Annotated in this window: 13 protein-coding genes; 7 read left to right on the forward strand and 6 right to left on the reverse strand. The window is 37.6% G+C overall.

The window, feature by feature from the left end; genetic code table 11:
- The first annotated feature begins 46 nt into the window (after positions 1-46).
- The 3 genes from serC (at position 47) to Q8M41_RS06785 (ending at position 3,426) form a co-directional block, all read left to right on the forward strand.
- A complete protein-coding gene (gene serC / locus Q8M41_RS06775) occupies positions 47-1,114 on the forward strand; it encodes a 3-phosphoserine/phosphohydroxythreonine transaminase (protein ID WP_305364488.1) in 1,068 nt (355 codons plus the stop codon).
- Between the two features lie 81 nt (positions 1,115-1,195).
- The gene (locus tag Q8M41_RS06780) at positions 1,196-2,149 is read left to right on the forward strand and encodes a D-2-hydroxyacid dehydrogenase (RefSeq protein WP_305364489.1); all 954 of its coding nucleotides are present in this window, start codon (positions 1,196-1,198) and stop codon (positions 2,147-2,149) included.
- A 44-nt stretch (positions 2,150-2,193) separates the two neighbouring features.
- On the forward strand, positions 2,194-3,426 hold the full coding sequence (locus tag Q8M41_RS06785; RefSeq protein WP_305364490.1) for a DUF1015 domain-containing protein: 1,233 nt from the start codon (positions 2,194-2,196) through the stop codon (positions 3,424-3,426).
- 4 nt (positions 3,427-3,430) lie between these two features.
- Here the strand turns inward: Q8M41_RS06785 and Q8M41_RS06790 are convergent, their stop codons facing one another.
- From Q8M41_RS06790 to Q8M41_RS06810, 5 genes are read right to left on the reverse strand one after another with little or no spacing between them, the layout of a single operon-like run.
- Positions 3,431-4,822, reverse strand: coding sequence for an MBL fold metallo-hydrolase (locus tag Q8M41_RS06790; protein ID WP_305364491.1), 1,392 nt, complete (start codon positions 4,820-4,822; stop codon positions 3,431-3,433).
- A 40-nt stretch (positions 4,823-4,862) separates the two neighbouring features.
- Complete coding sequence (locus Q8M41_RS06795; RefSeq protein ID WP_305364492.1) at positions 4,863-6,740, reverse strand: ABC transporter ATP-binding protein; 1,878 nt, start codon at positions 6,738-6,740, stop codon at positions 4,863-4,865.
- Between the two features lie 52 nt (positions 6,741-6,792).
- Positions 6,793-7,332, reverse strand: coding sequence for a hypothetical protein (locus tag Q8M41_RS06800; protein ID WP_305364493.1), 540 nt, complete (start codon positions 7,330-7,332; stop codon positions 6,793-6,795).
- Positions 7,333-7,343: 11 nt separating this feature from the next.
- Positions 7,344-7,628, reverse strand: coding sequence for a putative quinol monooxygenase (locus Q8M41_RS06805; protein ID WP_305364494.1), 285 nt, complete (start codon positions 7,626-7,628; stop codon positions 7,344-7,346).
- Positions 7,625-8,404, reverse strand: coding sequence for an S-adenosyl-l-methionine hydroxide adenosyltransferase family protein (locus tag Q8M41_RS06810; RefSeq protein ID WP_305364495.1), 780 nt, complete (start codon positions 8,402-8,404; stop codon positions 7,625-7,627). Before Q8M41_RS06810 ends, Q8M41_RS06805 begins: the two co-directional genes overlap by 4 nt.
- 104 nt (positions 8,405-8,508) lie before the next feature.
- Between Q8M41_RS06810 and Q8M41_RS06815 the strand changes: the two genes are divergently transcribed.
- The 4 genes from Q8M41_RS06815 (at position 8,509) to Q8M41_RS06830 (ending at position 11,836) form a co-directional block, all read left to right on the forward strand.
- Entirely contained in the window at positions 8,509-9,471 is a 963-nt protein-coding gene (locus Q8M41_RS06815) for a PhoH family protein (RefSeq protein WP_305364496.1), read from the forward strand.
- 66 nt (positions 9,472-9,537) lie between these two features.
- Entirely contained in the window at positions 9,538-10,485 is a 948-nt protein-coding gene (locus tag Q8M41_RS06820; protein WP_305364497.1) for a phosphoribosylaminoimidazolesuccinocarboxamide synthase, read from the forward strand.
- Positions 10,486-10,527: 42 nt separating this feature from the next.
- Positions 10,528-10,899 (forward strand): STAS domain-containing protein, encoded by a 372-nt coding sequence (locus Q8M41_RS06825; protein ID WP_305364498.1) that lies wholly within the window; start codon positions 10,528-10,530, stop codon positions 10,897-10,899.
- Positions 10,900-10,924: 25 nt separating this feature from the next.
- The gene (locus Q8M41_RS06830; protein ID WP_305364499.1) at positions 10,925-11,836 is read left to right on the forward strand and encodes a ribonuclease Z; all 912 of its coding nucleotides are present in this window, start codon (positions 10,925-10,927) and stop codon (positions 11,834-11,836) included.
- A gap of 7 nt (positions 11,837-11,843) precedes the next feature.
- Here Q8M41_RS06830 and Q8M41_RS06835 read toward each other — a convergent pair whose 3' ends face one another.
- Positions 11,844-12,788, reverse strand: a complete 945-nt coding sequence (locus tag Q8M41_RS06835) for an MlaD family protein (protein WP_305364500.1) — start codon at positions 12,786-12,788, stop codon at positions 11,844-11,846.
- Positions 12,789-12,855: the final 67 nt, after the last annotated feature.

The raw sequence follows: 12,855 nt of genomic DNA on the forward strand, positions 1-12,855 counted from the left end.
GTGTCTCAAATTATTGTCTTATTTTTGGGCAATAAATTTATAGATTATGATACACAATTTTGGTGCAGGTCCCTGCATCCTGCCTCAGGAAGTTTTTAAGCAAGCCTCACAGGCAGTCCTTGAATTTAACGGTACCGGTTTATCAATCTTAGAGATATCTCACCGCACACCGGAGTTTGAGGCTGTTGTTGATGAAACCGTCCGTTTAATTAAAGAACTATTAAATGTACCTGAGGGTTATTCGGTTGTTTTGTTACAGGGAGGGGCCAGTTTACAATTTTCAATGGTTCCAATGAACCTGCTTGGTGAAAGTCAAACAGCTGCATACCTCGATACAGGAGTATGGGCTTCAAAAGCGCTTAAAGAAGCAAAGATTTTCGGAAATGTGAATGTTGTGGCATCATCCAAAGACCAGAATTATTCTTATATACCGAAGGATATCGAGATTCCAGAGGATTCAGCATATTTCCATTTTACCTCAAACAACACCATTTATGGTACTGAATTACTTGAAGTTCCAAAAACAAATGTTCCTGTAGTTTGTGATATGTCTTCTGATATTTTAAGCAGGGTTATAAACGTATCAGACTTCGATTTGATCTATGCCGGTGCGCAGAAAAATATGGGACCTGCAGGTGTTACAGTAGCAATTGTTAAGGATAGCATTTTAGGTAAGGTTGACCGCAAAATTCCATCTATGCTTGATTACAAAGTTCAAATCGAAGGTGGATCAATGTATAATACTCCACCTGTATTCGCGATATATGTTTCTATGTTAAATCTTCGCTGGCTAAAATCCAAGGGAGGAGTTGCTGAAATTGAGAAAGAAAACATTTCTAAATCAGTGGCACTTTACAAGGAAATTGACCGTAATCCTTTATTTAAGGGAACATGCAGACCAGAAGACCGTTCAAGAATGAATGTCTGCTTCGTCATGGAAAACCCTGAACTTGAAAAACCTTTCCTGAAGTTTGCTGAAGATCGCGACATCATCGGAATTAAGGGGCATAGAAGTGTGGGTGGTTTCCGTGCTTCAATGTATAATGGTTTACCGATAACAAGTGTTCATGTACTGATTGATGCCATGCAGGATTTCGCCGAAAAGCATCGCTAAAACTTTGATATGTATTCTGATGGGCAGTTTACGTTCAATTTCAATATTAAAAGAATAAGCATCTTATAAATTATAGATTTTATGTTTCGTATACTCGCCAACGATGGCATTGACCCAATAGGTAAAGAATTATTAGAAAAAGCAGGATTTCAGGTAGATACTACGCATATCCCACAGGATCAGCTTTCTGAAGGCTTAAAAAATTATGATGGCATAACGGTTCGTAGTGCAACAAAGGTTAGAAAGGAATTGATTGATGCTTGCCCAAACATTAAACTCATTGGCCGTGGTGGAGTTGGAATGGACAATATTGATGTTGATTATGCCAGAAGTAAAGGACTTGCTGTTGTAAATACTCCTGCAGCATCTTCTCTTTCCGTTGCTGAACTTGTTTTTGCCCATTTATTTACAGGAATTCGTTTTCTTCAGGATTCAAACCGTAAAATGCCGGTTGAAGGAAATACTAAATTCAACGATCTTAAAAAGGCCTATGCCAAAGGAATTGAACTTCGCGGAAAGAAGATTGGAATCATAGGATTTGGCCGGATCGGTCGTGAAACTGCCAAAGTAGCCCTGGGCCTCGGAATGGAAGTTCTTGCCTATGATCTTTTTGATGTACCAAATGAGCTGGAAGTTGTAATTGGAACTAATATTAGGGTAAACTGCCCGATTAAAGTTGTAACAGTTGAGCAACTAATTAAGGAGTCTGATTTTATCAGTCTTCATGTTCCATTTTCTGAAAAACCTGTTTTAGGCAAAGAGCAGTTTGAATCCATGAAAAATGGGGTAGGTGTAGTTAACTGTTCACGTGGTGGTACAATTGATGAAGATGCACTTATTGAGGCTTTAAATTCGGGGAAGGTGGCATTTGCAGGTTTAGATGTATTTGACAATGAACCAACGCCTCGTCAGGATCTTTTAACTCATCCTAAAGTTTCTTTGACCCCGCATATTGGTGCTTCTACAAATGAAGCTCAGGAGCGGATTGGCACGGAACTGGCAAACCTTATCATTGATTTTTTTAAAACAGTCTGAAAAGAGCCAAAATCGGGTTTGAAGTATCTGATAATATAAATTGAATGCCAAAAATCAAGCCTTTCAGAGGAATACATCCGGGTAAAAACTTTGCTGGACAGGTTGTGCTTAAACTGGAGAATTTAAGTCTTAGTGAAGCAAAGCTTATCCGGCAGGAAAATCCATATTCCTATGTGAATATGCTTGTTCCAAAGCTGGACAACTTTTTCTTATTAGGCTCCAGAAATGAACTTGCTTTTAAAAAGATCAACGAAAATTTCGAGGAATTCTTAGATGAAGGGATTCTGGTAAAAGATCCTGAACCCTCAATTTATGTCTATCAAATCAATCGTGAAGGCTATTCTCAAACCGGTATCTGGACAACTACTTCAATAGATGATTACTTGAATAATGTGGTTCGAAAGCATGAACTCACCAGAGCCGACAGGGAACAATCATTGATTGATTATTTACAGCAAACAGGTATTGATGCCAATCCGGTATTAATTACCTATAAGTCTGTACCTGAAATTGAAAGGATTTTAAGTCAGACAATCCTTAATGAACCGGATATTATCTATACTAAAGAAAATTCTGAACATAAATTATGGATTATTGATCAGAAAGCAATCATTACGTCTGTAATTAAGGCATTCACAAGCCTTCCTTCATCCTATATTGCTGATGGACATCACAGAGCTGCAGCCGCCTCATTATATGGAATACAGCGAAGAAAATTGAATCTGAAGCATAGGGGAGATGAAGAGTATAATTTCTTTACTTCGGTTTATATGAGTACAGATCAACTAAAGATCTATGGATTTAACCGCATGGTTAAAGATTTGAAGGGTCTTTCGGTATCCGGATTTCTGGAAAAACTGAAACTAGATTTTAATATCATTATTTCTGACAATGTTGTGGTACCAACAGTGATGCATTCATTTGGCTTGTATCTGGATGAAAAATGGTTTCTGTTGGAATTTAAACATGAATTAAATTGCAAAAGCCCTGTAGAAGACCTAAATGTCAGTATACTCCAGGAGTACATATTTTCAAGGATACTAGGCATCTCAGACCCTCGTACCGATCCTGCTATTGATTTTATGCCAGGCCCATTACCAATTAATGATCTGATCAGTAAGGTTGATCAGAATGAGTTTGCACTTGCATTTACATTATTCCCAACAAGCATTCAACAATTGATCAGGGTTGCTGACGAAGGTGAGGTAATGCCACCTAAATCAACCTGGTTTGAACCTAAATTTGATGTAGGTCTACTGATACATCAAATCAACTAATACTTTAATCCAGCTGATAAGTTTCTCCTTTTTCAGCGATAACTACAGCATAATTTTCTTCACTTAAGGCCTCTTTCAAAGCTTCCATTGCGTTAATTTCTCCATGTACCAGGAATACCTTTTTAACTTGCCCAGGATTTTGTTGTTTAACGAAATTGACTAAATCTGTATGGTCTCCATGCCCGCTGAAAAGATCGGTTTGTTTAATAGTTGCAAATACTGATAGTTCACGGTGTCTTAGATTAATAACAGGGTCACCACGCAATAGCCGATGACCTAGTGTTCCTTTGGCGCAATAACCAATAAAAAGTATTGTGCAGTAATAATTTGAAATATTGTAATATAAATGATCCTGAATACGACCTCCTTCGAGCATGCCGGCAGAAGAAATAATAATACATGGTTCATAATAATTGGATATGGCCTTGCTGGCATTCATATCCTGAATATAGTCGAGGTTTTCAAATTCAAACTCATCCCCAAGCTGATTATAAAAATCCTGTGCCTCATCATTTAGCAATGCATGATGTTTTCTGAAAATATCGGTGGCATAACCGGCAAGCGGACTGTCTACAAATACCTTTATTCGTGGAAGGAGCCCTTTACTAAATATTCTGTTTAAGGAATATACCAGAGCCTGGGTTCTTCCAACACTGAAAGCTGGTATAATTAGTCTTCCGGAGGATTTAATACAAGCTTCATTAACGGTTTCTGTCAATAATTCTTCGACCGTTTGTGTAGATTTATGATTACGCCCCCCGTATGTTGATTCACAAACCAGATAATCCACTTCCGGAAGGGATTCCGGGTCTTGTAAAACCGGATAATTCTTTCTGCCGATATCACCGCTAAAAGCAATGGTTTTCGTATTCCCATGCTCTTCAATACTTAATACAGCTGCCGCAGCACCTAAAAGATGGCCAACCGGAATAAAAGTGAGACTTATTTGCCCATTGATTCGAAAGGATTTATTAAATCCAATAGTCACAAAACGATCCACAGTCTCCATTACATGTTTCTGAAGATAAAGGGGCTTTGGCCCTTCAGAAAACCCACGTTTCCCTCTGCGTTTTTTTCGCTGTTTACTCAGAAAAATATTTACCGAATCTAACAAGAGTAACTCCGTGAGGTCGGCAGTAGCTGGTGTACATAAAATTTGTCCCTCAAAGCCAAAACGGATCAGGGTTGGCAAATTGCCGGAATGATCAATATGTGCATGAGTGAGAATAACAAGATCAATATCAGTAGGAGAGAATGGGAAAGCCTCATTCTCCTCAAGCCAGGTATCCTTTTCATAATCCAAACCGCAATCTACAAGAATATTATAGTTGTTTGTTTGAAGCAGATGCATACTTCCCGTTACCTGCCGGGCAGCACCCCATATAGTTAATTTCATAAATGTCTAAAAGGCTCGCTCTTTAAAAATAGATTGCAGATTAAATATCAATTTTTTCTTCGGGTTCATGAATCTCAAGTTGCAACTGACTAAGGTAACGATATAGTCCCCCTTCATTTTTCATCAATTCAGAATGCTTTCCACTCTCAATAACTTTGCCCTTCTCCAGAACTATAATTTTATCAGCTTCGCGAATAGTTGAAAGCCTGTGAGCAATTATAATCGAAGTTCGATTCTTCATTAATTCTTCAAGGGCTTCCTGTACCAGACGTTCAGATTCTGAATCAAGTGATGAAGTAGCTTCATCCAGTATTAATAATACCGGATCTTTTAATAGGGCACGTGCTATTGCTATTCGCTGACGTTGTCCGCCAGAAAGTTTAACCCCTCGTTCACCAACTAGTGTATCGTATCTTTCAGGAAATCCGCTAATAAATTCATGCGCATTTGCACGCCTTGCAGCCATCAGTATATCTTCTTCACTCGCATTTAATCGGCCATAAGCAATGTTTTCACGAATGGTACCACCAAATAATAAGACATCCTGAGGAACAATTGCAACCTGATTCCGAATATCAGTCAGCGAAAATTCAGTCGATGGAATACCATCAAACAATAATGAACCCGATTGAGTTTCATAAAAACGCAGGATTAAGCCTGCAATAGTAGATTTTCCTGCACCGCTGGGCCCAATGATGGCTACTTTTTCTCCTTTTTTTGCTTCAAATGATACTCCGTTTAAAACGGTAATTTCTTTCCTGGAAGGATAGGAGAATACAACATTTTGAAAATCCAGATTTCCATGTATCCTTTGATGAATAGCATTTTTCTCCTGATCCATTGAAATAGGTTCATTCTCTTCGGCAAGTATTTCCAAAACCCGCTCACTTGCTCCAAAGGCCTTTTGCATTGTAGCATACAATTCTGGGAAACTTCCCATCGCTGCTCCTACAAAAGTTGAAAGCAAGATAAAGGTAAACATACTTGCGATGCTGATTTCACCAGTCTGAACCAGGTGAGACCCATACCAAACCACTGAAACAATGGTCCCAAACAGACAAAAAACTATAAATGAAGCAAATATACCCCTGAATTTTGCCCCACGCATAGCGATCTTAACAACCTCTCGTACACTTTTATTATATCTGCCTACTTCAAAGGATTCATTTACAAATGCCTTTACATTAGAAATACCCTGTAGTGTTTCTTCGACGATAGTATTTGACTCAGCCAGTTTATCCTGCGCCTGCCTCGAAATTTTCCTGATAAACTTCCCAAAGGTAACTGCAATTACTACCAGGATTGGGAGTACCGCTAAAAGCATAAGCGTCAGTTTACCGGAAACCAGAATCAGAAAAGTAATTCCGCCGATAAAAATGATAATTTGCCTGATCATTTCAGCCAGAGTGGTAGTTATAGCGTCTTGTATTTGAGAAAGATCAGATGAAAGGCGACTATTCAACTCTCCAACTCGCCTCTGAGAGAAAAAATTCATGGGTAGCGTGATGAGCCTATGATAGGTATCCCGGCGAATATCCGCAAGACCTTTTTCTGCCACTTCAACAAACCAATTGATCCTGAAATATGAAAAGATCGCCTGAATAAACAATACTGCCAATAGGGTAAGGGCTACTGTGTTAATATCAGTTGGGAAAACATCCAGAATCTCATTTGGAACCATCTTTCCGCCCTGTTCTGCCTGGGCACCGGTGCCAATCAATCTTCCCATTAATAGTGGAAACAAAAATGAACTGGCACTCGAAAGTATCAGACATGCTAATCCGAGAAAAAATTTTGTTCGATAAGGTTTGAGATAACTTAATAATCTCATTACCTGCTTAATACTTTCTTTGTTGATTTTTGCCTTGGGGAGTTCTTCAGCCTGAGCGTTTCCGCTGTTTAATCGAGCACGTGCCATCTTTTCGTAGTAGTAATTCCTCCTTAAAGAGGATTCGCAAAATTAGCTTTATTTAAGCATTATTTTTGCCGTGCATATCAATCTTAGGTAATTTTTTCAGTTTGAATATATACCATATTGACACAAATAGTGAGATAATAAGTATTAGCAAATAAATAGTTTGCTTTTCATAATCGGCAATATTTTTCTCTGCCTCGGCCCTTAATTTTTCATTTTCATGTTGAAGACCTGTAATTGTGGTTTGAAATCTATCAATGCGTCCCTCAACTGTTTCTGCCCTTGTCTCAACCTGTTGCTTTTCAAAATCCTTATAGTCAAGGAGTATCTTGAGTTCAGAAAAAATATCGTTGTCTGTCAATACTATTTGCCGAAGGATGTCATTTGAAAACTGCATATCCTTCTTGGTTTTTAACCCGAATATTCCGCTTCGTTTTCCCAGACTGCTTTCATATTGCCCAAATCTGCTGCTTCGCTCGTCAAGAAGTTGATTAATTTTTTTTCGTTGTGTTTCATACGCTGAACTATCACTCTGAGCTGAAACCGGAGTAATTCCGAAAGTCAGAATAATTGTGATGAACCAAATAAGCTTCATAATGATTAATATTAACTGGAAATCAAACTCCAGGCTTCTGCTTTTTCAGAAAACAGAGGTTTTACTTTAGACCAGGTGTTCTTAAACAAATAGGATTGTCTGTATGCATTCAGATCCTCCTCACTATTCCAGAAACTCAACGTGAAAAATACACATTCATTATTCAGATCCCTCATTAAATCAACCCGATTACATCCCTCAAACGCACGTATTAGCTTTTGGGAAGCATAGAAAATCTCTTTAAAACCCTGTACGCTTTCAGGCTTAAAAGTCATTTTAACTACTCTGGTAATCATGATTTGAATTCGATTCTGACAATATCATTCAGATTCAGCCCTAGCAAGCCGCTGGCATTTCCCTTGTTGATAGCTATTTCAAGATGGTTACTTATCCCAAAAAGACAAAGCTTTTCACCTTCCGGAACTTCGTTATAGTGCCAGCTTAGTTGAGTGATTGACTCATTTCTTTTAAAATAAAGCGTAAAACCACGATTCTGTTGAACCCTGGTAAATACTTCCTTAGTGATATTGGTAATAATATTTTGAAAAGAGTCGATATAAATCACACTTCCCCGAATGATATCCCTTTCGATTACGGGTTGGAGCGTCATCTTTTCTTCTACACCTGATACCGGGATTCCAATATCCTGCAATTTGCCGCCTTTTGCCAGGTGACTTGCCGCTTTTGGAAAAATATCAGAAAGTGGAAAATGCAGGTACTTTAGATCCTGCATAATATTTAGTTCCACAATTTCTGAAGGCTCCTCATCGAACAGTAATGAAAAAATACCATTGTCAGAACCTACAAAATAATGATCCCGATACTTTAAAGCAAGATATTTTGTCTTTTCGTTAAATACCGAATCTATACCAATCAGGTGTACTGTTCCCTTTGGAAAATAGTGAAATGAATTCTTTAATATGAACGCAGCCTGAGGAATATTAAAGGCTGAAATGTCATGACTGATATCCACAATATTGGCTGTCGCAAACTGGCTAAGTATACTTCCTTTAAGAGCAGCCTGATAAAAATCTTTATACCCTAAATCGGTAGTTAAAGTAATTATTGCCATTTAAAATGTGAATATTTATTGTTATTCTTGCGATAGATAATAACGGTACAAATATTGAATTTTAATCTCAAATAATCACTCTCTGTACTAAAAATAAGCACAACTTGAACGAACTGAATCTGAGCATCGAAAATATTGACCCTGTTGTTATATGGGGAGCAAATAATGAATATTTTGAAATATTCAAAAAGCATTTCCCTAAAATAAAAATTGTAGCAAGAGGCAATGAGGTCAAAGTACTTGGTGACGACAGGGAGTTGAATCTTTTTTCACAAAAGTTCCAGGAGATAATTAATCATGTTGATAAATTCCAAACCCTTACTGTGAGCAATCTTGAACAGCTTTTAGGAACCAGTATTCAGGTCATTTCAGATTCAGAGAATGCAGCAGCAAAAAGCGGTGCTGGTGCTGAGGCTATTGTCTTTGGTCCGAATGGCATTGTGGTTAAAGCAAGAACTGCTAATCAGCGTAAGATGGTTGGTAGTATCAATAAAAATGACATCATTTTTGCAATCGGACCAGCTGGAACCGGGAAAACATATACTGCAGTTGCATTAGCTGTTAGAGCACTTAAAAACAAGGAGATAAAGCGTATTATATTAACAAGACCTGCAGTTGAAGCAGGGGAGAACCTTGGTTTTCTTCCCGGAGACCTAAAGGAAAAAATTGATCCTTATCTGCGTCCGCTTTATGATGCACTTGACGATATGATTCCTGCCGATAAACTAAAAGTTTTTCTCGAAAACAGGACTATTGAGATCGCCCCTCTCGCATTTATGCGCGGTCGGACACTGGATAATTGCTTTGTGATTCTGGATGAAGCTCAAAATGCAACTGATCTTCAATTAAAAATGTTCTTGACCCGTATGGGCCCAACTGCCAAATTCATAGTCACAGGTGACGTAACTCAGATTGATTTACCCAGAAAACAGCAATCTGGTCTTAATACAGCATTGAGGATTCTTGGAGAGATCAAGGGTATAGAAATTATTTATCTTAACGGAGATGATGTGGTAAGGCATAAACTTGTTAAAAACATTCTGAGAGCCTACGGAGATATCCAATAATAATTTTCCTGGCTTAGTTCTATTTTCAGACCTTTACAATCAAATCAAATCAAATAAGCTACCTAAATGAGTGCTATCAAAGAAACACACTTTAATTTGCCTGGTCAAAGCAAATTTTATAAAGGAAAAGTCCGTGATGTTTATACAATCGAAGATAAGTTCCTGGTAATGGTTGTTACCGACAGGATTTCAGCATTCGATGTAGTACTTCCTGAACCTATTCCTTTTAAAGGCCAGGTTCTAAATCAAATTGCAGCTAAATTCCTGACTGCTACTCAGGATATTGTTCCCAACTGGGTGCTTGATGTACCCGATCCCAATGTAACAATTGGGAAAATATGTGATCCATTTAAAGTGGAAATGGTTATAAGAGGTTATCTTGCCGGGCATGCATGGCGTGAATACCAATCAGGTAAGCGTTCTGTTTGCGGGGTTAGTCTTCCGGAAGGACTTAAAGAAAATGATAAATTACCTGCACCAATTATTACGCCCACTACCAAAGCTTCAGTAGGACATGATGAAGATATTTCTAGAGAAGAAATTCTGAGTAGAAATATTGTATCTGAGGAGGACTATATTCAACTTGAAAAATATACCCGTGCATTGTTCCAGAGAGGAACCGAAATGGCTTCAGACCAGGGATTAATACTCGTTGATACAAAATACGAATTTGGTAAGTCGGGTGGTAAAATTCATCTCATCGATGAAATCCATACTCCAGATTCTTCACGTTATTTTTATAGGGAAGGTTACGAAGAACGTCAGAAAAACAATGAACAGCAAAAGCAGTTATCAAAGGAGTTTGTGCGTAAATGGCTGATTGATAATGGTTTTCAAGGTAAAGAAGATCAATTAATCCCAAAAATGACACCTGAGTTTGTTAAATCTATCTCGGATAGATATATTGAACTATACGAACAAATTACCGGCGATAAATTCATTAAACACGATCATTCAAATGCGCTTAAAAGAGTTGAGAACAACATAATTGAAGCCATTAAGCGATTGAGTTAATTATTTATTGTAAATAGCTATTGTTTAATTAACTTTAAGATTATGAAATTCACTGTCGATAAACACGAAAAATACGTTTTAATCAAACTGAATGAGAATAAATTAAACAGTTTAATCTCACCTCAGCTTAAATCTGAGCTTATTCTAAGTAACACCGAAGGTCAGAGAAATATCATTCTGGATCTTTCAAATGTCAAATACTCAGATTCTTCCGGTTTGAGCAGTTTGCTGGTTGGACATAGAATTTGTAAAAACTCAGATGGTATTTTTATTCTGACAGGAATCAATGAAAATATTTCCAGATTAATTGCTATTTCTCAGCTTGAGAATATTCTGAATATCGTTGGATCTGTAGATGAAGGTATTGATCTTATTTTTATGGAGGAGATTGAAAAGGAATTAAAAAGGAACTGAAAGAATACGATCAATAAAACTGCTCATGAAATTTGAAGTCACTATTTTGGGCAGCAGTTCTTCCACACCGATATTCAATCGGAATCCATCAGCCCAATTATTAAATGTTAATGAGAAGTATATTCTCATTGATTGCGGAGAAGCCACACAAAATCAATTACTAAACTTCGGTCTTAAGGCAAATAGAATAGACCAGATTTTTATCAGCCATTTACATGGTGACCATTACCTTGGCCTGGTGGGTCTTTTGTCGTCCCTGCATTTAAACGGGCGTACTAAGCCAATGGATATTTTTGGACCTGCTGAATTAAAGGAAATCATTGATCTGCAATTCAAACATTCTCAGACAACACTCAGATATCCAATAAACTTCAAGCCAACCGCCGATAATAATAGATACAGAATATTTGAAAGTTATGATGTAGTAGTAGACAGCTTTCCATTAGATCATCGGATACCATGTACCGGATTTTTATTTACTGAAAAGCAAAGGCTAAGAAAAATGATCAAATCAAAGATCGAGGATCTGTCGATACCCTCAGATATGATAGCACTGATTAAAAAAGGCCAAAATTTTACTGACAAGAAGGGTAAAGTACATTCAGCAGAAGAATTAACTACTGAAGCTGATCAGCCTAAAACCTATGCTTATTGCTCTGATACAATTTGCAGCTGGAAATATTTGGAATATATTTCCAATGTAGATATGCTATATCACGAAGCAACTTTTATGAATGATATGCTAGAGAGGGCAGAGGAAACATTTCATACAACGGCACTTCAGGCCGGTAAAATTGCGTTAAAAGCAAATGTAAAAAAACTTCTTGTCGGTCATTTTTCAGCACGTTATCGCGAACTGGAACCTATACTGGAAGAAGCTAAAAGCGTATTTCCTGAAACTTTACTCGCAGTTGAAGGACAAACCTTTCAAATTTAATTTCTATTTAATCTTTCTTTCCTCCGAAAACTGAAAAACTCACATAGCGTTTCGGGTTTGCTTTCAGGTCGATCATTAATTTATCCAGATTTGCAGCGGCATTGTTCAGATTATTATACATCCGCTCATCATTGATTAACTGACCTAATGTACCGTTTCCTGAATTTACTTTATTTATAACTGTCTGAAGATCAGCAACTGCTTTATTTGCTTCAGTGATAGTTTGGGCGAAATTAGCCTTGGCAACATCATCTGAAATCCTTTCAAAATTAGTAACAATTTTAGTAATGCTTTCGTTGTTGCTCTTGAAGTTGGAAGAAATAGATTCAAGATTAGTCATAATGCCGGATATTTTCGAACTCTGATTGGTTACCAGACCATCTACCGTACGTGTGGTTTTCTCTAATGTTTCCAGTGTCCTGGCGATACTTGCAAAACTCCGGTCAAAATTCCTTTGAAATTCCGGATTTAGAGTATTGTTAACTGAAGTTAATACCGAATCCATTCTGGCAATGATCTGTTCAGCTTTTTTCTGTACTGGTTCAACCTGATCCATTAAATCCCTTTTGACATTGGCGTTTAGCGTATCTCCATCTGCGGCAAAATCACTACCGCTCCCAAGTTCAAAAACAATTACTTTTCCTCCAAGAAGATCAGTACTCTCTAATTTCGCTATAGTATTTTTTGGGATTGCGTATTCCGGGTTGACTTTAAATTGAACTAGTATTCTCCCGTCAGGCTGCAGCGTCAAATTTGAAACCCGACCAATCTGGTATCCATTTACCAACACAGGCTTTGATACTGTCAAACCGTCAACACGGGTGTAAATGGCATAAAATTCATTCTCACGTGAAAATACATCATTGCCTTTCAGGAAGCTATAACCTACAATTAATACGGTTATGGCTACCGCTGCCAATACACCTACTTTGGTTTCGTTTGTAATTTTCATTAATCTTTTATTGTTTTATCCGGCTCAAATCTTACCAGGATATGTAATAATATTCAGATGACCATCA

The sequence above is a fragment of the Daejeonella sp. genome (assembly GCF_030684675.1).
Classification (GTDB): Bacteria; Bacteroidota; Bacteroidia; order Sphingobacteriales; family Sphingobacteriaceae; genus Daejeonella.